The organism is Pseudooceanicola pacificus, from assembly GCF_009789075.1.
Taxonomy (GTDB): Bacteria; Pseudomonadota; Alphaproteobacteria; order Rhodobacterales; family Rhodobacteraceae; genus Pseudooceanicola; species Pseudooceanicola pacificus.
In genome coordinates this window covers 16,456-36,458 of the sequence record NZ_WNXQ01000006.1, presented here as the reverse complement: position 1 = coordinate 36,458, position 20,003 = coordinate 16,456, and the positions used below count along the sequence as shown (strand labels likewise).

Genomic DNA, 20,003 nt, shown 5'->3' with positions numbered 1-20,003 from the left:
TGCCGGATCCAGGTGCTGATCCGGGAATCCCCCGGACCGCCGACTGTCTTCAATACCGCTCCAGCACCCTGCGGGCCGCGCGGCCCACGACCGCGTGCAGGATCACCGTCAGGACCGCCAGGACGATCAGGGCGGCAAACATCAGGTCCGTCTTGGCGCGGCCATTGGCCAGCAGCATCAGATAGCCCAGGCCCCGTGACGCGCCCACCCATTCGCCGATGATCGCCCCGATCGGCGCATAGACCGCGGCAAGGCGGACGCCGCTGGCAAGCCCGGGTAGGGCCGCCGGGATACGGATGTGCCACATGATCCGTGCCGGGCTGGCCCCCATCACACGGGCCAGCCCGACCCAGTCGCGATTGGGGCGCAGCAGCGCATCCAGAAACGACGATGTGACCGGAAAGTAGATGATGATCAGCGCCATCACGATCTTGGAGCCGAGCCCGTAGCCGAACCACAGGGTCAGGATCGGCGCCAGCGCAAAGACCGGGATCGCCTGGCTGAAGACCAGCAAGGGGCGCAGCATCTGCCGGGCAAGGCCCGAAGCCGCCAGTCCGATGGCCGACAGCGCCCCCAGAACGGTGCCAAGGACAAGGCCGATCAGCACTTCGGCGAGGGTGACCACGGCATGTTCGGCCAGCAGCGCGCGGCTGGTCCACATCGTCTCGGCCACCAGCAGCGGGCCGGGCAGGATGAAGCGCGGCAGGCCGGTGACCCAGACCGCCCCCTGCCAGAGCGCCAGCCCCAGCAGGGCCGATACCAGCGCCATGCGCGCGCCGCTCATCGCGCCACGGGGAACCCGGCCCAGGCGGCATCGAAGAAGGCGCGTTCCAGCTGTACCGCGCGGTGAAACAGCTCCGCGACGCGGGCCTGTTCGCGTGGCGACAGCCCGGGCCAGGCCCGGTCGAGCTGGTCGCGCAGATAGGCGACGACCCCCGCGAAACCTTCGCCGGTGTGCAGCGTGATCCACTCGCCCAGCCAGAAGGGCAGGGCCCCCGCGCGGTCGGCGAAGGGCGTGGCCCAGTCGAGATAGCTCCACTCCGCGACCAGCAGCACCGCCAGCATGCATTCGTACCGTCCGGATGCGCGGGCTTCGGCCATCAGGTCCTGAAAGGCGCGGGCCTCGGGGCAGGCGGGTGCGTCGGCGGGCACCTCCAGCGCCTTGAAACTGCGCAGGAAATAGGTGTTTTCCGCCCCGGTGATCAGGGCCAGGAACTGCGCTGCGGGCACCGCGTCGGCCAGGGCAGGCGCCTGCGCGATGGCCGAGGCGAGAAGCCGGACGAAACCGTCCACAAACAGGTAATCCTGCTGCAGGTAGCCCGCCATCCTGTCCGCGGGCAGGGTGCCGTCGGCCAGCGCCCGGGTGAAAGCGTGATCGGTGGCGGCGGTCCAGTCCGCCTGCACGCGGGATTTCAGCAAATCGGTGGGGCGCATGTGTCGTCCGTCCTCAGGATGTCGAGCAGGCGGGCCTGCAGGGTCAGGGTTTGGGGATCGCCCGCGGGGCGGGGCACGGGGCCGGGCGGCGGGGGCAGGTCGTGCAGGCCGGTCTCGGTCATCACCAGGATGCGGTGGCCCAGGCGTGCGGCCTCTCCCGGGTCGTGGGTGACCAGCAGCACGGTGCGCCCGGCAAGGCTGGCGGCGGTCAGCTCCTGCATCCGGGCGCGGGTGCGGGCGTCGAGCGCCGAAAACGGTTCGTCCAGCAGCACGACGGCGCGGTCCTCCATCAGCGTGCGGGCCAGGGCGGCGCGCTGGCGCTGGCCGCCGGACAGCGCGGCGGGGTGGCGCGCGGCCAGCGTGTCCAGCCCGACCTGCGCCAGCACGCGCGCCAGGCGCGCCGGGTCGGGCGTTTCGCCCCGCAACCGCGCGCCGAGGGTCACGTTGCCTGCAACCGACAGCCAGGGCAGCAGCAGATCGTCCTGCGCCATCAGCGCAACGCGCCCGGCCAGCGGCGCCCCGTCATCGGCCCCCATCCGGCCGGTGAAACGCACCCCCTCCGCCAGACCGGCGAACAGGCGCAGGATGGTGGACTTGCCGATGCCCGACGGCCCCAGCAGGCAGGTCCAGCGCCCCGCCGGCACCTCCAGCGCCAGCGCGTGGAACAGCGGGGTGCCGGCAAAGGCGGCGCTGCCGTGCAGATGCAGCGACGGGGCGGGCGTCACGGCGTCAGGCCCATGTCCCAGAATCCGACCTCCAGCCGCGTCGCCGTGGCGAAGCGCCGGCAGAGCGCGCCCCACCGCGGCGTCGCCTCGGGCGTTTCGCCCAAGCGTAACGCCACGGCGCCGTCGATCAGCGCGCCGACATCCCGGCACACCTGCTGATACTCCGCGCCGCCATAGGTGGCGATCCATTTGCCATAGGGGCCGCCGCCGCCCCGGGCCAGCAGCCGCGCGCCGATCTCGCCATAGCCCAGAACGCAGGGCGCCAGCGCCGCCAGCAGGTCGAGGAAGTCGCCCGAATGGCCCGCATCCAGCACATAGCGCGTGTAGGCCATGTTTTCGGGCCGTTCCTCGGCGGCGAACAGCTGTGCCTCGTCAATGCCTTCGCGCGCGCAGAGCTGGACGTGCAGGGTGGTTTCGTCGTTGATCAGCGCGGTCAGGGTGGCGGCGCAGTGGCGCATTTCCGCAACCGTCGCGGCCTTGGTCACGCCAAGCGCCCAGGCCCTGCTGAACTGGATGAGGAACAGGTAATCCTGCACCAGGTAATGCAGGAAGGCGGGGCGGGGCAGGGTGCCCTCTGCCAGCCCCTGCACGAAGGCATGGCCGGTGTAGGCGGGCCAGGCCGCGCCCGCCGCCGCCCGCCAGAGCGGGAATGTCCTGCCATAGGTCATTGCGCCCCCAGGTCGATGGCGAGTTCGGACACCGGGCGGATGCCCTCGACAAGGCCTGCCTCGGCCAGAAACGCCTCGAACCGGGCATAGCGGCCCTGATCCAGCGCCTCGGGGCGCAGGGCAAAGCGGGGCAGGGTGTCGGCCCAGGCCATTTCGTTCAGCTCGTCCCGCAGCTCGGCCGCGCTGGCCGCAAAGACCTCCCAGCTGTCCTGCGGGTGGTTGACGATGTATTGCGTGGCCAGTTCCGTGGCGCGCAGGAAGCGGCGGATCAGGGCGGGGTCCATCCTGTCGGGATTGGCGACATAGATCAGCTCGTCATAAGTCGGCACGCCCTCTTCCTCGATGTAGAAACATCTGCCCTCGACCCCTTCGATCGTCATCTGGTTCAGCTCGAAATTGCGATAGGCGCCCAGGACCGCATCCACCTGTCCCGACATCAGCGAGGGCGACAGCGACCAGTTCACATTGACCAGTTCGACATCGTCCAGGGTCAGGCCGTGGGTGTTCAGCACGGTGCCCAACAGCGCCTCTTGCACGCCCGCGACGGAAAAGCCGACCTTGCCCCCTGCCAGATCCGCGACCTGGCGGATGGGGCCGTCCGCCAGCACCAGCAGGCAGTTGAGCGGCGTGGCAACCAGCGTGCCCACGCGGACCAGCGGCAGCCCCTCGGCGACCTGCAGATGCAGCTGCGGCTGATAGGAAATCGCCAGGTCCGCCTGTCCGGCGGCAACCATCTTGGGTGGGTCGGAGGGGTCGGCAGGGGCGACGATGTCGACCTCAAGCCCCTGGTCGGCAAAATAGCCCATTTCCTGCGCCACGATGATCGGACCGTGATCGGGGTTCACGAACCAGTCCAGCATCAACGTCATCCTGTCCTGCGCCAGGGCCGGCGGGGCGGCCAGCAGCAGGGCCGACAGCAGCAGTTTCTTCATGTGGTGGTCTCCTCGGGGGGTGAGTGAACATCGCCAAGCGCCAGAAGCGCGATCCGGCCCGGCCAATGCGGGCGCAGCCGCTCTGCCGCCTGCCAGGCCCGCAGGCCCGAGCGGCAGGCCAGCACCGCCCGCTGGCCCGGGGCGGGGCGGGGGCCATGCGGCCCGAAATCGGTGACCTGGTGCCGGGCGGCCCGGGGCAGGGCGGGCCCCGGCTCTCCCTCGGCGCGCAGGTCGACAAGGAAATCGGCCTCGGTCAGCTCGGCGGGGGCGATGAAGCGGACGCCGCCCTCCGGCTCTGGCGCGGCGTCGAAGCGAAAGCCGCCAAAGCGCAGCGCGCCCGCGTCATAGGTCACGATCCGGCCCAGTGGCGAGGGGTCGGCGCCGGTCAGCACCGCCAGCGCCATCTGCGCCTGCAGCGCGCCGACCACGCCCACCGACGGGCCCAGCACGCCGTCGGTGTCGCAGCTTCCCAATCGCGCGGGCAGGTCGGGAAAAACGGCTCTGAGCGAGGGCGCAGAGCCGCAGAACCCGCCCGCATAGCCCGCCATCCCCACCACCGAGGCCGAGATCAGCGGCAGCCCCAGGTCGCGGCAGGTGTCGCTGGCGATGTAGCTGGCGGCAAAGCTGTCGGCGCAGTCCAGCACGAGATGCACCCCCGCGCAGAGCGCCGCCGCATTGGCCGGGTCAAACCGCTGCGCCACGGGGTCCACCCGCGTGTCGGGGTTGAGGGCGGCCAGGTGGCGCGCGGCGGCGGTGACCTTGGGCGTGCCGATATCGCTTTCGCGGAACAGGGTCTGCCGGTGGAGATTGGACAGCGACACGCGGTCGGCATCCACCAGCCGGATGGCGCCCAGGCCGGCCCCGACAAGGTAGGACAGCACCGGCGCGGCCAGCCCGCCCGCGCCGATCACCAGCACCCGCGCGGCGCGCAATGCCTCCTGCCCTTTGGGGCCGAATTCCGGCACGGCGATCTGGCGGGCATAGCGGCTCATCCGCAGGTCTCCAGCCAGTGGCGCACCCGGGCCTCGGGGTCCGCGTTCAGGGTGATGTCGGTCACGGCCGATACCACATCGGCCCCGGCGGCAAAGGCGCCCGGCGCGCGCTCTACCGTCATGCCGCCGATGGCGATCAGGGGGATGGCCCCGATCCGGGCCTTCCAGTCGGTCAGCTTCTCCACCCCCTGCCGGTGCCATTTCATCTGTTTCAGGACGGTCGGATAGATCGGGCCAAGTGCGACGTAATCCGGGTTCAGCGTCAGGGCGCGCGCCAGTTCGGCACCGTCATGGGTCGAGACCCCCAGCTTCAGCCCGGCCGCGCGGATCGCGTGCAGATCGGCCGTGTCCAGATCCTCCTGCCCCAGGTGCAGCCAGTCGCAGCCCAGCTCGATCGCCAGGCGCCAGTGATCGTTCACCACGAGGAGCGCGCCATGATCCCGGCAAAGGTCGCGCCCCTCGGCGATCTGGGCGCGCAACGCATCCCCGGGCAGGTCCTTGAGGCGGAGTTGCACCAGCTTCACGCCCAGCGGAAGCATCCGGTGCAGCCAGCGCACATCGTCGAAGATCGGGTAGAAACGCGGCAGAGTCATGCGAGGAACGCCTTGCCCAGCACAGGGGTGGAGGGCGCGGCCATGTCGCGCGGCGGCATCGGGTCCGCTCCGTGCGCCAATGCGCCCGCGGCGACGGCCCCGGCAAAGGCCTCGGCCATGGCCGCCGGGTCGCCCGCCCTTGCAACGGCGGTGTTCAGCAGCACGGCGTCAAAGCCCAGCTCCATCGCCTGCGCCGCCTGGCTGGGCAGGCCGAGGCCCGCATCGATCACCAGCGGCACGTCGGGAAAATGCGCCCTGAGCGAGCGCAGCCCGTAGATGTTGTTCAACCCCAGCCCGGTGCCGATTGGCGCGCCCCAGGGCATCAGCACCTGGCATCCCGCGGTCACCAGCCGGTCGCAGAGCACCAGATCCTCGGTGCAATAGGGAAAGACGTGGAACCCCTCGCCGGTCAGGATGCGCGCGGCTTCGACCAGGCCGAAGGGGTCGGGTTGCAGCGTGTCGGCATGGCCGATCACCTCTAGCTTGATCCAGTTCGTGCCGAACAGCTCGCGCGCCATCTGGGCCGTCGTCACCGCCTCGCGCACCGAATGGCAGCCGGCGGTGTTGGGCAGAAGCGTCACGCCGAGGGAGTCGATCAGCGACCAGAAGTCCTGGCCCTGCTGGCCGCCCCCGGCCTCTCGCCGGACCGAGACCGTGGCGATCCCCGCGCCGGAGCGGCGGAATGCCTCGGCCAGAACGGCGGGAGAGGGGTATTGCGCGGTGCCCAGCATCAGGCGCGAGGCGATATCGGTGCCATAAAAGACCGGCATCTCAGCCCCCCTGCCGTGGCGCGACAACCTCGACCCGGTCGCCCGGTGCCAGAGGCGTTCCGGCGCGCTGCGTGGCGGGCACAAAGACCTCGTTCACCGCGGTGGCGACCTTGGCCCCGCTCTGTCCGGTTTCGACCAGCAGGTCGGCCAGGGTCGGGCCCGTGACCTCGTGGGGCTCTCCGTTAAGCGTGATGTTCATGCCAAAGCTCCGGTTTTGCGTGGCCCTCCAGCGCCTCGGCCGCCATGCGCGCCAGAGCGGGCGCAAGCAGGAAACCGTGGCGGAACAGGCCGTTGACGTAGAGGGTGCCGCCCAGATCGGTGACGCGCGGCAGGTTGTCGGGAAAGGCGGGGCGCGCATCGGTGCCGATCTCGGCCAGCTCTGCCTCGCCAAAGGCGGGGTCGAGCGCATAGGCGGCCGAGAGCAGCTCCATCACCGAGCGCACGCTGGCGCGGGTCCGCTCGCCGCTTTCGATCTGGGTCGCGCCCAGCATGAAGACGCCGTCGCCGCGCGGCACGATATAGAGCGGAAAGCGGGGATGCAGCAGGCGGACCGGCCGGGTCAGGGCGACCTCGGGCGCGCGCAGCACCATCATCTCGCCCTTCACGCCGCGCAGCTCGGGCAGGGCGGCGCGGGCGGCCAGCCCGGTGCAGTCGACGACCCGCCCGCCGTCGCAAGGTTCGGTGGTGAAACGCACGCCGCGCGCCGCCAGGCGGTCACGCAGGCCAAGCAGCGTGGCACGGGGGTCAAGATGCGCCTCGTCGCTCATCCACAACGCCCGGTCGAACCGCTCGGCAAGCTGGGGTTCGGCCTCTGCGATCCCCGCGCGGTCCAGCCAGCGGTGGTTGGCGGTGCGGCGGGCGAAATGGTCCAGCTCGCCCCGGTCGCGGCCAAGCGCGACAACCAGCGTGCCCCGGCGGATCACCCGGGCCCCCTGGGCCTGCCACCAGTCGGCGGCAGCGCGGCCCAGCCGGATCACCACTTCCTCGGCGGCGAAGCCTTCGCAATCGGGGGCCAGCATGCCCCCCGCCCACCAGGAACAGCCCTGCGCACCCGGCCCGCCCGCCGGGTCCGTCACGGTGACCTCATGGCCGCGCCCGGCCAGTTCCGCCGCAACGCAAAGCCCGGCCACGCCGCTGCCCCGGATCGTGACCTTCATCCCCAGACCTCGTGGAAGTGATGCACCGGGCCGTGGCCCCGCCCCACGCGCAGCCCGTCCGCCGCGCGGATCGCGCCCTGCAGCCAGCCATGCGCCCGCTCGACCGCCCCCGGCAGCGTCAGTCCGCGCGCCAGCCCGGCGGCAATGGCCGAGGACAGCGAGCAGCCGGTGCCGTGGGTGTTCGTGGTGGCGATGCGCCGGGCGCGAAACGCCTTGGCCCGTGACGCGGTGATCAGCCAATCGGTGCAGGTCTCGCCCGTGCCGTGGCCGCCCTTCATCAGCACCGCGCCCGCGCCCATCTGCAGCAGGCGGCGGCCCTGGTCCTGCATCTGGCCGTCATCCGTGGCGGCGCAAGCGTCCAGCAGGCGCGCGGCCTCTGGCAGGTTCGGGGTCAGCAGGGTGGCGCGGGGCAGGAGGTGGCGCACCAGAGCCGAAACCGCGTCGTCGGGCAGCAGCGCGTCGCCGGATTTCGCCACCATCACCGGGTCCAGCACCACCGGCCCCGCATAGGGCGCCAGGGCCCCGGCCACACATGCCACCACCTCGGGGCTGCCCAGCATGCCGATCTTGACCGCGTGAACCTCGATATCGGCCAGGACCGCGGCGATCTGCGCGGCGATCAACTCGCACGGGATCGGGTGGACGGCGCTCACGGCTGTGGTGTTCTGCGCGGTGACGGCTGTGATCACGCTGGCGCCATAGGTTCCAAGCGCCGAGAATGTCTTGAGGTCCGCCTGGATGCCGGCGCCGCCGCCGCTGTCGGATCCTGCAATGGTGAGGACGGTGGGTGTCACGCGCGTCGTCCGTTCTGGGGCTGAAACGGACGGGAAGCAGGGGGCGTCCGGCACCAGTCGCGCGGACACGGTCACTGTTTCCTACGCCGGTTCTAGCCGGATCAGGTTCAATGGGTTCGCGTTTCCGCATCTCAGCCCCGAGGGGCACCCCAACAGATTCGACTCATGGCTAATCGTGAAATGACGCGCGGTCAAGGATCGCCGGTTTCGGGGTTTTCCGAATGGCGAACCGGTTGGCCGGCGGGGGTGTCTGCCCGTCCGACAGGGATCGGGCGGCCGATGCGATCACATCGGCAGGGCCGACGTTGCGGGCAAAAGGCAGCGGTTTGCCCTTGTTCGGGTCTGTTCTGTCTGATGTCAGAGGGGTCGGACGCGGCGATGCCGGTCAGAGCCGGTCCAGGCCCTTTTTCATCGCCTCGATCACCTGCGTGACCTCGTCGGCACCAAAGGTCAGGGGCGGCGAGATCAGCACGGTATCCGCCCCGGCCCGGATCAGCGCGCCCTCGGCCAGGCAATGGTGTCGCAGCTCGGTGCTGCGCGCGCCCGGCGCGCCTTCGCGCGGATGCATCTGCACCGCGGCCAGCACGCCCAGGTTGCGCACATCCTTCACCACCGGATGGTCGGCCAGCGCATGCACTCCGGCCTCCAGCAGCGGGGCAAGCGCGCGCGCCTTGCCGTTCAGGTCGTCGTCGCGGTGGATGTCCAGCGTCGCCAGACCCGCCGCGGCGGCCAGGGGATGGCCGGAATAGGTGTAGCCATGCGCCAACTCGGGCCCCGGCCCGGTGGCGGCGTTCAGGATCGTGTCGTGCACCGCGTCGCTGACGATGACCGCGCCCATGGGAACGGCGGCATTGGTCAGGCCCTTGGCGCAGGTGATCATGTCGGGCTGCACCCCGAAATATTCTGAGGCGAAGGTGGTGCCGAGCCGCCCGAACCCGGTGATCACCTCGTCAAAGATCAGCAGCAGGCCATGACGGTCGCAGATCTCGCGCAGCCGTTCCAGATAGCCCTGCGGCGGCGGCAGGACCCCCCCGGCACCGGCGACCGGCTCGACAATCACGGCGGCGATGGTGGAGGCGTCGTTCATCGCTACAATGGCTTCAAGCGCGTCGGCCATCTCGATCCCATGCTCGGGCTGACCCTTCGAACAGGCGTTGCGCGCGTGGTCCAGCGTGTGCGGCAGATGCGAGACCCCGGGCAGGAGCGGGCCAAAGGCCTTGCGGTTGCCCCCCAGCCCCGCGACCGAGAGGCCGCCGAACCCGACGCCGTGATAGGCCATCTGGCGCCCGACAAACCTCTGGCGCTGACCCTCGCCGCGCGCCGCGTGACAGGCCAGCGCGATCTTGAGCGCGGTATCCACCGCCTCGGAGCCGGAATTGGTGAAAAACACGTGGTTCAGATCGCCCGGCGCCAGCAAGGCAAGCCGGTTGGCCAGTTCAAACGCGGGCGCGGCGCCGTGGCTGAAATTCGCCACGAAATCAAGTGTTTCGGCCTGGCTGCGGATTGCATCCGTGATCTCGCGCCGGCCATGCCCGGCGTTCACGCACCACAGCCCGGCGCTGACATCCAGCACCTCCCGCCCGTCGGCGAGGATATAGTGGTTCCCCCGCGCCCCGGAAATCATCAGCGGGTCCGACTTGAAGGTCCGGTTGGCGGTGAAGGGCATCCAGAAGGCCGCCAGATCGTTCGGCGAAAGATCGGCGGTATCGGCGGGTCCGGGCATGTCCGTCTCCAATTGCATGACTGGGGGCAATCCCGTCCGGGGCGCCCTCCTTTCGGGGTAAGGAACAACAATTTTAAATGCAATATTGAATTTTATGTTGTTAAAGTAAAATCCACCGACACGCCAGGGCGCCGATCCGCGCCACGACACAGGGAGAGACATATGGCCGCCAATGACACCGTCCCCAAGATGCACCCGGACATGCAGGCGCTGATCGACGCCCGGCGGCCCGCGCCGCCAAACCAGACCGTCGCGCAGCAGCGCGAGAACTGGAATGCCTATTCCGGGCGGCTGAACCGGCCCGCGCCGGACACGCTTGAGATCACCGACCGCACTGTCCCCGGCAAGGGCCATGACGTTCCGGTGCGGATCTACCGTCCGCGTGCGGCGCAGGGACTGACCGGCTGCATGATCTACGTTCATGGCGGGGGTTTCATCCTCGGCGATCTCGATTCCTCGGACTCGATCGCCTGGGGCTTTGCCGAAAAGACGGGCGCCACCGTGATCAGCGTCGATTACCGGCTGGCCCCGGAACATCCCTGGCCCGCGGGGTTCGACGATTGTTATGCCGTGCTGGAATGGGCGGCGGCCCAGGGGGCCGGGATCGGCATCGACCCGGAGCGCATCACCATGGGCGGCGACAGCGCGGGCGCGCGTTTTTCGGCCTGCGTCAGCCTGATGGCGCGGGACAGGGGCGGCCCCCGTCTGCGCGCGGTGGCGATGATGTACGGCAATGGCGGCGGGATCGACGGTGCGAAGTCGATGGAACTGTTCGCCGAAGGGTACGGCCTGACCGCTGCCGGGGTAAAGAAATTCGCGGAACACCTGTTCACCGACGGCCCCGACCTGTCCGATCCCTACTGTTTTCCGATCCATGCCGAGGACCTCAGCAACCTGCCGCCCACGCTGGTCCATACGGCCGAGCTGGACCCGATCCGCGACGCCGGGCGCGCCTATGCGGCCAAGCTGATCCTTGCCGGAAACGACGTGACCTACCGCGAGGCGAGGGGCATGATCCACGGCTTCATGCGGGCGCGGTTCACCGGGGCGCAGGCGGCGGCGGAATACCAGATGATCTGCGATTTCCTGGCCGGGCACATGGCCTGACAAAGGTCAGCCTGTTACAGGACAGGACGTGAAACTGTGAAATTAAACATTGAAAGTTTCACGTCCTTGCGGCACTCTCCTTCGTGAGGCCCGGGGATGCACCGGCCTCGCGAAGGAGAGCCGGGAATGGAATGCGGGGTGTTCGATCGCGCCGGGATGACCGGAAAAGGGGGCGTCGCGGTTCGGCTATCCGACCCGCAGGCCGCGCCAGAGCATCTCGATCTGCTCGCGGACAAGGTTGTTCAGCCCGGCCACGCTCATCAATTCGGAATTGATGTAGATCCGAAAGCTGTCCCGCGTGATCGAGTTGATGATGCGGGCGATCACCGTCGGATCCCCGCCGCGGACAAGCTTGCCGTCTTTCTGCAGCCGCGTGACAAGCCGTTCCAGCTTGCGGCTGAAGACCGACTGCGCCCTGAGGTAATCGCCGCGCCGGTCATCCGACGCTTCGAGCGCCGCGGCCGAGATCAGGCGCCAGACGGCCTTTTCCCGGATGTCGTACCCGCCTTCCAGGTCGATGCGGATGAATTCGCAGATGACCTCCACCGCGTCGCCCTGCGGCGCAGCGATCACCGCGTCCAGCGCCTCGTCCATGAGCTCCTTGTCGACCTCCAGCAGGCCAAGCAGGATGTCGCTCTTGGAGCGGAAGTAGTTGTAGATCGTGGGCGGCGTCACCTCGGCCTTGGCGGCGATGTCCTCCATCGTCGTTTCGGCAAAGCCGCGCTGCCCGAACAGTTCGGCCGCAGAGAACAGGATTGTCCTGTGCCGGCGCAAGCGCTGCCGGTCCCTGAGTCCGAGCTGTTCCATGCCATCCCCGTTTCGGTTTGGCTTCAGTCTCTTGCGTCCGGTGGTCATCGTGTCAAGTCGCTGTAGCCCGAACGAAGCGGGTGGCAGTGGGGGAAATCGCGCCTCACGCGGTCAGCACCATACCGTCAGAGGCCGGGTCGGCCCCGCCGGACCAGTGGCCATCCGCATGCTGCACCACGGCGTGAACCTGGGCGAAGGCATAGCTCTTGGCGTTGCGGACAATCGTGCGTCCGCGCCCTTCCAGCGCGTGCTGGACGGAGCGCGGGATGCGGTTGACGATGTCGATGGCATTCGAGGTGGCCGAGATGCGCGGGGCCGAGACGGCCTCCTGCGCGGTCATGCCGAAATCGATCATGTTCACCAGCGCCTGCATCACCGATCCCGCGATATGGGCCCCGCCCGGCGCGCCGATCACGATCGAGGGCCGGCCGTCCCGGAACACCATTGTCGGGCAGGCCGAGGTATAGCGCCGCTTGCCCGGCGCGATGGAGCCCGCGCGCCCGGGCCGCGGATCGAAAACGCCCATTGCGCCGTTGAACATGAAGCCCATGCCCGGCACCGTGGCGCCCGAGACCATGCCCAGGGAATGGGTCATCGAGATCGCCATGCCGCTTTCGTCCATGATCGACAGATGGGTGGTGTTTGGCGTCTCCTTCTCCAGCCGCTCGACCGAGAAGTCCTCTCCGCCGCGCAGACGGGTGGCGATGTCGTCGTGAACCTCGGGCGACAGGAACAGGGCCGGGTCGATGGCGAAGAAATCGGGATCGCCCAGCCGGCCGTCCTTTTGTGCCGTGGCATAGCGGATCGCGGCGCTGATCAGGTCGATATAATCGGCACTGTTATGCCCGAGCCCGGCAAGGTCGAAGCGTTCCAGGATGCCCAGCATCAGGGCCAGGACAAAGCCGCCGCCGGGCGGAAAGTTGGTCGCCAGGTCAAGACCGCGATAGCTGGTGCGCACGGGATCGCGCTCGACAACCCGGTAATTCGCGAAATCCTCAAAGGCCATCCGCGCGCCCTGGCGTTCGAATTCGGCAGCCATGTCGCGGGCGAGATCGCCGCGATAGAAGGTCTCGACCCCGTGGCGCGCCAGCCGGTCCAGCGTGTCGGCCATATCGGGGTTGCGCACGATGCTGCCAACCGGCAGGGCAGAGCCATCCGGGCGGTAATAGAGACTGCGCCCGGTGTCAGAGAAGCGCATCTTGTCGCGCGGCGCGGCGCGGCCCTGCGCCCCTTCGTCGAGCAGGAAGTCGAACAGATGCGGCCGCACCGGAAAGCCGCGGCGCGCATAGCCGATGGCGGGTTGCAGCAGCTCGCCCCAGGGCATGCGGCCATACCGGGCATGGGCCTCGCCCAGACCGGCCATGGTGCCGGGTGTGGCGACGGCGTTCCAGCCGATCTCGTTCTCGTTGTTCTCGACGATGAAGCCCCAGCCGTCCCGCGTCTCGCCCTGCAGCTTGTCGGCCCATTGGTCGGGGCGCGAGGCCGCGGGCGCGGTGGCGTAGAAATCGAGGCAGGTATGCGCGTCATGCCCGGGTGCAAAGACCTGGAGCGTGCCCCAGCCCCCGATGCCGCACATCGGCGGATCGACCACCCCCTGTACCAGGGCGCAGGCGACGGCGGCATCCACCGCATTGCCGCCCGCGGCAAGCACTTCGACAGCGGCATCCACCGCTTCGGGTTCGGGGGCGCTGGCCACACCTTTCATGGCAGTCTCCTTGGGTCAGGTCCGGTGATCCGGCACGTGGGGAAGGTTCGCCTCGGCCGCCTGGACAAAGACATTCTGATCGTGGCTCAGCTCTTGCCCGTCGATGAGGCGGGCGCGGGGCAGAAAGGGATCCTCGGTGCCGGATTTGCGGCCGCTGAGGTCTTCGAGGATGGCGAGGGTGCCGAAGGGCACGAGCACCGGCGCATATCCACCCTCGTGCACGTAGGCGAGGCGCGCGCCGGTGCGTTCGGCGAGGGCGCGCATCCGGGCGCTCATCTCGCGGTAGCTGTCGGAATGCAGCATCATCCGGCCCAGCGGGTCGCGGTACATGGCGTCGAGGCCGGAGGCGACGAGGATCAGCTGCGGCGCGAAACGCTCCACCGCCGGAGCGACAACCCGGTCGATGGCTGCGAGGTAGGCGCCATGCCCGCTGCCGGCGGGCAGCGGAATGTTGAGCGAGCAGCCCTCGGCCCCCGCGCCGCCGATTTCATGCGGGCCGCCGTCGCTGATGGTGAAAAGGCGGGACTGGTGGATCGAGATGTTGAGGATGCTCGGGTCGTCCCAGAGGATTTCCTGCGTGCCGTTGCCGTGATGCACGTCCCAGTCGACAATCGCGACCCGGTCCAGCCCGTGGGCGCGCCGCGCGTGCAGTGCCGCGATGGCGACGTTGTTGAGCACGCAGAAGCCCTGGCCGATCTGGCGCGTGGCGTGGTGACCTGCGGGGCGGACCAGCGCATAGGCATTGTCGAGAGCGCCCGAGATCACGGCATCCACCGCGCCGATCGCCGCCCCCGCCGCGCGCAGGGCGATCCGCATCCCGCCCTGCGGCATGTGCAGATAGGGCCCCGCCTCGCCCCCCGCCCCGTCGCTGAGCGCCAGAAGCCGGTCGATATAGCCACTGTCATGGGCGGCCAGCACGGCATCGAGCGGTGCCTCTTCGACGCCGATCTCGACCAGGTGGCCGATCATGCCGCTCTTGCGCACCAGATTGTCGATGCGGATCCGCGTCTCGGGGCTGTCGGGCGCCCCGTAGGGTTCCACGTTGGGCAAGTTCGTCGTGCCGGCGTCATAGGCGCCAAAACTGTCGTGCCAGAGGTATCCCGTCTGTCGCTGACCCATCGTCGGCCTCCGTGTCGCCTTGCCGCCTGTCGATCCGATTTAGTATACACAAAAAAGTTCAACGCAATAAAAATATGTGCCACACACCTCGCTGTGTGCCGCAGGAAAGCGCGCTTTTGCAGGCGAATATGTAGTTCCTTATTGCAGACAATTATTTTACTTGACTAAAAACTATGGGCAAATAGGGTCGCTGGAATAGCGGCTCCGACATGAAAGGGCGAGATCGGCAGATGTCTTCAGGCGAAGTGCAGGTGGATTCGGTTGTCAAAAAATACGGCAAGGTCGAGGCTGTCCGCGGTGTCGATCTGGAAATCCGTGGTTCGGAATTCCTGACGCTGCTGGGGCCGAGCGGCTGCGGAAAGACGACCCTGCTGCGCATGATCGCCGGGTTCGAGGCGCCGACCAGCGGCCGGATCCTGATCGACGGCAAGGATGTGACGAGGATCCCGACCTACCGCCGCCCCATCGGCATGGTGCTGCAGAACCTCGCGCTTTTCCCGCATATGAACGTGCAGGAAAACGTGACCTTTGGCCTGACGATCCGCAAGGAGCCGCTGGACCAGGCCAAGCGCAAGGCGAGCGCCGTGCTCGATATGGTTGGCCTCGCCGGGTACGAGGACCGTCCGGTGCACCAGCTTTCGGGCGGCCAGAGGCAGCGCGTCGCACTGGCCCGCTCGCTGGTCACCGAACCCTCGGTGCTGCTGCTGGACGAACCGCTCGGGGCGCTTGACCTCAAACTGCGCCAGCAGCTTCAGGACGAACTGAAACGCATCCAGCGCCGGGTCGGCACCACCTTCGTCTTTGTCACCCACGACCAGGAAGAGGCGATGACGATGTCGGACCGGATCGCCGTCGTCAGCAACGGGCGGATCGAACAGCTGGGGCGGCCGCAGGACATCTATGACAACCCGACCAGCCTGTTCGTGGCGAATTTCGTGGGCGACACCAATGTCTTTCCCGCCTCGGTGGTCGGCACCGAAGGCGCGCTGTTCAAGGTCCGTCTGGACATCGACGGCCAGGTGCTGGACGCCAAGGGACAGGGGCTGTCCATCGGCGAGAAGGTCGATGTGATGGTCCGGCCGGATTACGTGAAACTCGTCCCCGGCGATGGCGGAGCCGGGCTGAAAGGCACCGTGGCCGAGCGGACCTTTACCGGGACCGGGAACCGCTACCTCGTCTCGACCGAAACCCAAGAGATCAAGGTGCGGGCAGCGCACCACCCCGAGGACGCCGGCCTGGTGCCGGGGCAGGACGTCCGCGTCACATGGCAGGGCAACGATTGTGTCGCCCTGCCGGCACAACAGACCTGAACCAGGGAGAACAAGATGACCAACCGTTTCACCATGACCCGGCGCGGCATGATCGGCAGCACGGCTGCCCTGCTCGCCTCCCCCTATATCGTCCGCCCCGTCCGCGCGCAGGCCGCCGGCGAGGTGATCCAGTGCAACTTTGGCGGCGGTGTCGCCGAGTCCTTCCAGGCGGCCTATGGCGACCTGTTCACCGAAGCGACCGGGATCCCCTTCCGGATCGTCGAGGTGCCCTCGACCGAGACGGCGTTGATCTCGAACCGGGACGCCCCGATCTACAACTCGTCCTACCACAGCTATTCGGGCGGCATGAAGCTGGCCAAGATGGGTGTGACAGAGCCGCTCGCCATCGCCGATTACCCGGTGTTGCAGAACGTGCCGGATCACCTGCTGCCCAAGATCGACGACGACCATGTCGCCGGGATGCCGATCCAGTTCATCTTTTACGGCCTGGCCTACAACAGTCAGTTCGGCTCGAAAGAGGATTTCGCCTCGTGGCAGGCGCTGGCCGATCCGAAATGGGCCGGGCAGGTGACGGTGACGCGGCCGGTCTATGCCTCGCTCTATGACGTGCCGTGGTACTCCAAGATGCTCACCGGCGATCAGAAGAACCTGGACGCGGGGATCGAACATTACACGAAGGTCAGCCAGAACGCGCTGACCGCCTATACCTCAATGGCGCAGAACCAGCAGCTGCTGCAACGTGGCGACGCCGTGGCCTGCGCCTATTATTCCAGCCGCATCTGGGACACCAAGGCATCGGGCGCCGACTGGCTCGACGTCGTGATCCCCGAGGAAGGCGCGCTGATGATCCCCTATGTCTTCGTGCTGCCGAAGGACGGGCCCTACATGGAGGCGGCGAAGGAGTTCCTGAAATTCGCCGGCACCGCGGCGCCGCAGGAAGCGGGGCTGTTGCGTTCGGGCACGCTGCCGATGAACACCACGGCCAAGGTCGACGACGACATCCTGATGGACCGCTTCGGTTACACCAAGGATGAAATCATCGCCAAGACCTTCAATCCCGACTGGGCCTATATCGAAGAGACCCGCGAGGACCTGATCAAGCGCATCGAATCCGCGCTCGGCTGACCCGACCTAACTGAGGACCCTTCGGCATGACCTTCGGCCGCGCATCGCTGCTCTTAATGCTCCCCTGTATCGGGCTTCTGATCGGGCTGGTCACCGGCATCTCGTCGCTGGTGGGCCAGGCGATGACCGGCGAGGAAGGGTCCTCACTCACCTATCTGCGGGAATTCGTGGAGCGGCCCGAGCTGATCCGCATCTTCTTCTACACCCACCAGATCGCGGCCATCACCACGGTGATCTGCGTGGCCATCGCCTATCCTCTGGCGGCCTTCATGGCGCGGCGGCCGCGGCTGATCTATCTGATCCTGATCCTCATGCCGCTGATGGTCAGCATCGTGGTGCGCACCTATGGCTGGATCGTGATCCTGGGCCCGCGCGGGCTGATCAACACCGCCCTCATGGATATCGGGCTGATCGAACGCCCGCTGCGGCTGATGTTCAACACCGGCGGCGTGGTCCTGGGGCTTGTGCATGTCTTCATCCCCTTCGCCGTGCTGTCGATCCTCGCCGTCTATGTGAAGATCGAGACCAGCCTGTCAGAGGCCGCCGCCGCGCTTGGCGCCCGTCCCGGGCAGGTCTTCACGCGGGTCGTCCTGCCGCTGTCGATCCCGGGGGTGATGACCGCGGCGACCATCGTCTATCTGCTGTCCCTCGGGGCCATCGTCACGCCGCTGCTGCTTGGCGGGCAGCGCCAGACCATGCTGGGAACGATGATCTACAATCAGATGCTCGTCTTCTTCAACTACCCGGCCGCGGCCGCCTCGGCGCTGGTGCTGACCATCAGCGCGGCCATCGCCGTCATTCCCTTCCAGCTGGTGGACCGCTGGGCGACCCGCAAGATGCCCGGACACAGGAGCTGACCCGCGATGAAACTCGGAACCGCACTGCTCACCGGCCTGGCAATGGCGATCTTCATCTTCATCATGGCGCCGATCATGATCGTGGTCCTCGCCTCCTTCACCCCGCGGGGCTATCTGGAGTTCCCGCCGCAGGGCGTGTCGCTGCGCTGGTACGCCGAGGTTCTGGCCTCTCCGATCTGGCTGCGCGCCTTTGGCACCAGCGTCGCGCTGGCCTTCATCTCGGCGACGGTGACGACCTTTGTCTGCTTTCTCGCCGCGCTGGTGACGACGCGCCGCAAGGTGCCGGGCCAGTCGCTGTTCGAACTGCTGGTGCAGATGCCGCTGCTGCTGCCCCATGCCGCCCTGGCGATGGCGATGTTCTCGCTTGTGCTGCTGATCGGCCTGCGGGGGACCTTCCCCGGGCTAGTGGTGGCGCATCTGATCATCGTGCTGCCCTTCGTCTACCGGCCCATCGTCAACGGCCTGCGCCAGCATGACATCAGCGTCGAGGAGGCGGCCATGACGCTGGGCGCCGATCCGGCGACGACCTTCCGCAAGATTACCCTGCCGATGATCCGCCCGGCGCTGATCAGCGCCTTCCTCTTCAGCTTCATCGTGTCCTTTGACGAGGTGACGGTGTCGGTTTTCCTGATCGGGGTGGATCTGACCACGCTGCCGGTGAAGATTCTGTCGGACATCCAGAACAGCGCAAGCCCGGCGATTGCGGCCGTGTCGACCATGCTGATGTGCCTTACCCTGGCGATGGTCTATGTGATCAACCGCCTTGTCGGGATCCGCATGTTCGTCGAAAACCGCGCCTGACCATCCGTACCTGCGGCCGGGACATGGCCGCAGGGGCAAGGGCCCCATGCATATCGCGGTCTGCCCGCCCGGACGTAAGGGCAGCACGTGCGTGATCTTTTCAGGCCGCGCCCTTGGCGCTATCGGTTCGTCTGATGCAATGTTGGCGCGACCTGTGCCGCGAGCCTGCTCTGGGCCCCGGGTCCGGCACATGGGTCCTGACATCTAGACACCAACAACTGGAGATCCCGCGATGGCCACCACCGGCAAGCAACTGTTCACGACACTGGACGCCAACGGAACACTGACCGTCGCGATCGAGGATGTCACCTTTCCCGATCCGACCGGCAACCAGGTGCTGGTGAAGATGGAGGCGGCGCCGATCAACCCGTCGGACCTGGCCATCCTGGCCGGCGCGGCCGACCTGGAAAATGCCAGCTACTCCGCCGGGAAGTTCGTCGCGACGGTGCCCGAGCCCTTCAACACCGGCTCCAAGGCGCGCCACGGCATGAAGCTGCCCGCCGGGAACGAGGGCGCGGGCACGGTGGTCGCCGCCGGTGACAGCGACGCGGCCAAGGCGCTGGTGGGGCAGCGGGTCGCCTGCGTTCCGGGCAATGCCTACAGCCAGTACTGCTTTGCCGATGCGTCGTCCTGCCTGCCTCTGGGCGATCATTCGGCCGAGGACGGGGCCAGCGCCTTTGTCAATCCGATGACCGCCCTGGGCTTTGTCGAAAACGCCCGGATGGACGGGCAGGACGCGATCCTGCACACGGTGGGCGCCTCGAACCTGGGGCAGATGCTGACGCGCATCTGCAAGGAGGACGGCATCGGGCTGGTCAACATCGTGCGCAAGGACAGTCAGGCGGACCTGCTCACGGCGCTTGGCTCCACCCATGTGGTCAATTCCTCGACCGACGACTTCATGAGCCGCCTGCGCTCGGCCATCGAGGATACCGGCGCCTTCTACGGCTTCGATCCGATTGGCGGCGGCAAATCGGTCGACACGGCCTTCAAGGCGATGGAGCAGGTCGCGGTGACCCGGATGACCGAATATTCGCGCTATGGTTCGACCCAGCGGAAACGGATGTTCATCTACGGGCGTCTGGACACCGGCATCACGATGCTGTCGCCCAGCTACGGCTTTGGCTGGACCCTGTCGGGCTGGCTGCTGTTCCCGTTCCTCCAGTCCGCCGGCGCCGAGACCGTGGCCCGGATGCGCAAGCGCGTGCTGGACAACCTGACGACGACCTTCGCCAGCCATTACAAGACCCGCGTCAACCTCGAAGAGATGCTGACCAAGGAGGCCGTCACCGACTACCGCGCGATGAAGACGGGAGAGAAATACCTCGTCACGCCCTGGTCGTGACGGTGTGAGCCCAGCCGGACCGGTGCCTTGAGCGCCGGCATGTCAGAAATATCGCCGCCCCGGTGAGAGGGGCGCGCG

General features: G+C 67.8%; 21 protein-coding genes and 1 riboswitch. Of the genes, 6 read left to right on the top strand and 15 right to left on the bottom strand.

The annotated features are described in order from the left end of the window. Positions 1-49: 49 nt before the first annotated feature. From GLS40_RS11645 to GLS40_RS11590, 12 genes are all read right to left on the bottom strand, one after another. The gene (locus GLS40_RS11645) at positions 50-784 is read right to left on the bottom strand and encodes an ABC transporter permease (protein WP_160382900.1); all 735 of its coding nucleotides are present in this window, start codon (positions 782-784) and stop codon (positions 50-52) included. After that, complete coding sequence (locus GLS40_RS11640) at positions 781-1,434, bottom strand: TenA family protein (protein WP_160382899.1); 654 nt, start codon at positions 1,432-1,434, stop codon at positions 781-783. The genes GLS40_RS11645 and GLS40_RS11640 overlap by 4 nt, the downstream gene beginning before the upstream one ends. Then, positions 1,413-2,159, bottom strand: coding sequence for an ABC transporter ATP-binding protein (locus GLS40_RS11635; protein ID WP_160382898.1), 747 nt, complete (start codon positions 2,157-2,159; stop codon positions 1,413-1,415). The genes GLS40_RS11640 and GLS40_RS11635 overlap by 22 nt, the downstream gene beginning before the upstream one ends. Continuing rightward, positions 2,156-2,827, bottom strand: a complete 672-nt coding sequence (locus GLS40_RS11630) for a TenA family protein (protein WP_160382897.1) — start codon at positions 2,825-2,827, stop codon at positions 2,156-2,158. The genes GLS40_RS11635 and GLS40_RS11630 overlap by 4 nt, the downstream gene beginning before the upstream one ends. Then, entirely contained in the window at positions 2,824-3,759 is a 936-nt protein-coding gene (locus tag GLS40_RS11625) for an ABC transporter substrate-binding protein (protein ID WP_160382896.1), read from the bottom strand. The genes GLS40_RS11630 and GLS40_RS11625 overlap by 4 nt, the downstream gene beginning before the upstream one ends. After that, the gene (locus GLS40_RS11620; RefSeq protein ID WP_160382895.1) at positions 3,756-4,751 is read right to left on the bottom strand and encodes a HesA/MoeB/ThiF family protein; all 996 of its coding nucleotides are present in this window, start codon (positions 4,749-4,751) and stop codon (positions 3,756-3,758) included. The genes GLS40_RS11625 and GLS40_RS11620 overlap by 4 nt, the downstream gene beginning before the upstream one ends. Continuing rightward, the gene (locus tag GLS40_RS11615) at positions 4,748-5,344 is read right to left on the bottom strand and encodes a thiamine phosphate synthase (protein WP_160382894.1); all 597 of its coding nucleotides are present in this window, start codon (positions 5,342-5,344) and stop codon (positions 4,748-4,750) included. Before GLS40_RS11615 ends, GLS40_RS11620 begins: the two co-directional genes overlap by 4 nt. Continuing rightward, the gene (locus GLS40_RS11610) at positions 5,341-6,114 is read right to left on the bottom strand and encodes a thiazole synthase (RefSeq protein WP_160382893.1); all 774 of its coding nucleotides are present in this window, start codon (positions 6,112-6,114) and stop codon (positions 5,341-5,343) included. Before GLS40_RS11610 ends, GLS40_RS11615 begins: the two co-directional genes overlap by 4 nt. A 1-nt stretch (position 6,115) precedes the next feature. Then, positions 6,116-6,313 carry a sulfur carrier protein ThiS gene (thiS, locus tag GLS40_RS11605; RefSeq protein ID WP_160382892.1) on the bottom strand — a complete coding sequence of 66 codons (198 nt, stop codon included), beginning with the start codon at positions 6,311-6,313 and terminating at the stop codon, positions 6,116-6,118. After that, a complete protein-coding gene (locus GLS40_RS11600) occupies positions 6,297-7,271 on the bottom strand; it encodes an FAD-dependent oxidoreductase (protein ID WP_160382891.1) in 975 nt (324 codons plus the stop codon). The genes thiS and GLS40_RS11600 overlap by 17 nt, the downstream gene beginning before the upstream one ends. Continuing rightward, positions 7,268-8,065, bottom strand: coding sequence for a bifunctional hydroxymethylpyrimidine kinase/phosphomethylpyrimidine kinase (thiD, locus tag GLS40_RS11595; protein WP_160382890.1), 798 nt, complete (start codon positions 8,063-8,065; stop codon positions 7,268-7,270). The genes GLS40_RS11600 and thiD overlap by 4 nt, the downstream gene beginning before the upstream one ends. A gap of 61 nt (positions 8,066-8,126) precedes the next feature. Continuing rightward, a riboswitch (TPP riboswitch) is annotated at positions 8,127-8,227 on the bottom strand. A gap of 223 nt (positions 8,228-8,450) precedes the next feature. Next, entirely contained in the window at positions 8,451-9,788 is a 1,338-nt protein-coding gene (locus GLS40_RS11590; RefSeq protein ID WP_202076101.1) for an aminotransferase class III-fold pyridoxal phosphate-dependent enzyme, read from the bottom strand. 162 nt (positions 9,789-9,950) lie between these two features. Between GLS40_RS11590 and GLS40_RS11585 the strand changes: the two genes are divergently transcribed. Then, the gene (locus tag GLS40_RS11585) at positions 9,951-10,895 is read left to right on the top strand and encodes an alpha/beta hydrolase (RefSeq protein ID WP_160382889.1); all 945 of its coding nucleotides are present in this window, start codon (positions 9,951-9,953) and stop codon (positions 10,893-10,895) included. Between the two features lie 186 nt (positions 10,896-11,081). Here GLS40_RS11585 and GLS40_RS11580 read toward each other — a convergent pair whose 3' ends face one another. From GLS40_RS11580 to GLS40_RS11570, 3 genes are all read right to left on the bottom strand, one after another. After that, positions 11,082-11,702, bottom strand: coding sequence for a TetR/AcrR family transcriptional regulator (locus tag GLS40_RS11580; protein ID WP_160382888.1), 621 nt, complete (start codon positions 11,700-11,702; stop codon positions 11,082-11,084). Positions 11,703-11,805: 103 nt separating this feature from the next. After that, positions 11,806-13,407 (bottom strand): gamma-glutamyltransferase family protein, encoded by a 1,602-nt coding sequence (locus GLS40_RS11575; protein ID WP_160382887.1) that lies wholly within the window; start codon positions 13,405-13,407, stop codon positions 11,806-11,808. A gap of 15 nt (positions 13,408-13,422) precedes the next feature. Next, positions 13,423-14,526 carry a class II histone deacetylase gene (locus GLS40_RS11570; protein ID WP_160382886.1) on the bottom strand — a complete coding sequence of 368 codons (1,104 nt, stop codon included), beginning with the start codon at positions 14,524-14,526 and terminating at the stop codon, positions 13,423-13,425. A 230-nt stretch (positions 14,527-14,756) separates the two neighbouring features. On the opposite strand from GLS40_RS11570, the gene GLS40_RS11565 reads away from it, so the two are divergent. The 5 genes from GLS40_RS11565 to GLS40_RS11545 all read left to right on the top strand — a co-directional run bounded on the left by GLS40_RS11565 (position 14,757) and on the right by GLS40_RS11545 (position 19,925). Further along, positions 14,757-15,836 (top strand): ABC transporter ATP-binding protein, encoded by a 1,080-nt coding sequence (locus GLS40_RS11565; RefSeq protein ID WP_160382885.1) that lies wholly within the window; start codon positions 14,757-14,759, stop codon positions 15,834-15,836. Between the two features lie 15 nt (positions 15,837-15,851). Then, positions 15,852-16,922 (top strand): ABC transporter substrate-binding protein, encoded by a 1,071-nt coding sequence (locus GLS40_RS11560; RefSeq protein ID WP_160382884.1) that lies wholly within the window; start codon positions 15,852-15,854, stop codon positions 16,920-16,922. 26 nt (positions 16,923-16,948) lie between these two features. Further along, a complete protein-coding gene (locus GLS40_RS11555; RefSeq protein WP_160382883.1) occupies positions 16,949-17,779 on the top strand; it encodes an ABC transporter permease in 831 nt (276 codons plus the stop codon). Positions 17,780-17,785: 6 nt separating this feature from the next. Then, a complete protein-coding gene (locus tag GLS40_RS11550; protein ID WP_202076100.1) occupies positions 17,786-18,580 on the top strand; it encodes an ABC transporter permease in 795 nt (264 codons plus the stop codon). A 232-nt stretch (positions 18,581-18,812) separates the two neighbouring features. Next, positions 18,813-19,925, top strand: a complete 1,113-nt coding sequence (locus tag GLS40_RS11545; protein WP_160382882.1) for a zinc-binding dehydrogenase — start codon at positions 18,813-18,815, stop codon at positions 19,923-19,925. Positions 19,926-20,003: the final 78 nt, after the last annotated feature.

Excerpts from the sequence above, each read along its gene's own strand:
- GLS40_RS11640 (WP_160382899.1), bottom strand. The coding sequence starts at position 1,434 with ATGCGCCCCACCGATTTGCTGAAATCCCGCGTGCAGGCGGACTGGACC.
- GLS40_RS11600 (WP_160382891.1), bottom strand. The coding sequence starts at position 7,271 with ATGAAGGTCACGATCCGGGGCAGCGGCGTGGCCGGGCTTTGCGTTGCG.
- GLS40_RS11620 (WP_160382895.1), bottom strand. The coding sequence starts at position 4,751 with ATGAGCCGCTATGCCCGCCAGATCGCCGTGCCGGAATTCGGCCCCAAA.
- GLS40_RS11630 (WP_160382897.1), bottom strand. The coding sequence starts at position 2,827 with ATGACCTATGGCAGGACATTCCCGCTCTGGCGGGCGGCGGCGGGCGCG.
- GLS40_RS11550 (WP_202076100.1), top strand. The coding sequence starts at position 17,786 with ATGAAACTCGGAACCGCACTGCTCACCGGCCTGGCAATGGCGATCTTC.
- GLS40_RS11615 (WP_160382894.1), bottom strand. The coding sequence starts at position 5,344 with ATGACTCTGCCGCGTTTCTACCCGATCTTCGACGATGTGCGCTGGCTG.
- GLS40_RS11570 (WP_160382886.1), bottom strand. The coding sequence starts at position 14,526 with ATGGGTCAGCGACAGACGGGATACCTCTGGCACGACAGTTTTGGCGCC.
- GLS40_RS11610 (WP_160382893.1), bottom strand. The coding sequence starts at position 6,114 with ATGCCGGTCTTTTATGGCACCGATATCGCCTCGCGCCTGATGCTGGGC.
- GLS40_RS11545 (WP_160382882.1), top strand. The coding sequence starts at position 18,813 with ATGGCCACCACCGGCAAGCAACTGTTCACGACACTGGACGCCAACGGA.
- GLS40_RS11575 (WP_160382887.1), bottom strand. The coding sequence starts at position 13,407 with ATGAAAGGTGTGGCCAGCGCCCCCGAACCCGAAGCGGTGGATGCCGCT.
- GLS40_RS11555 (WP_160382883.1), top strand. The coding sequence starts at position 16,949 with ATGACCTTCGGCCGCGCATCGCTGCTCTTAATGCTCCCCTGTATCGGG.
- GLS40_RS11645 (WP_160382900.1), bottom strand. The coding sequence starts at position 784 with ATGAGCGGCGCGCGCATGGCGCTGGTATCGGCCCTGCTGGGGCTGGCG.
- GLS40_RS11590 (WP_202076101.1), bottom strand. The coding sequence starts at position 9,788 with ATGCCCGGACCCGCCGATACCGCCGATCTTTCGCCGAACGATCTGGCG.
- GLS40_RS11580 (WP_160382888.1), bottom strand. The coding sequence starts at position 11,702 with ATGGAACAGCTCGGACTCAGGGACCGGCAGCGCTTGCGCCGGCACAGG.
- GLS40_RS11585 (WP_160382889.1), top strand. The coding sequence starts at position 9,951 with ATGGCCGCCAATGACACCGTCCCCAAGATGCACCCGGACATGCAGGCG.
- thiS (WP_160382892.1), bottom strand. The coding sequence starts at position 6,313 with ATGAACATCACGCTTAACGGAGAGCCCCACGAGGTCACGGGCCCGACC.
- GLS40_RS11565 (WP_160382885.1), top strand. The coding sequence starts at position 14,757 with ATGTCTTCAGGCGAAGTGCAGGTGGATTCGGTTGTCAAAAAATACGGC.
- GLS40_RS11625 (WP_160382896.1), bottom strand. The coding sequence starts at position 3,759 with ATGAAGAAACTGCTGCTGTCGGCCCTGCTGCTGGCCGCCCCGCCGGCC.
- GLS40_RS11560 (WP_160382884.1), top strand. The coding sequence starts at position 15,852 with ATGACCAACCGTTTCACCATGACCCGGCGCGGCATGATCGGCAGCACG.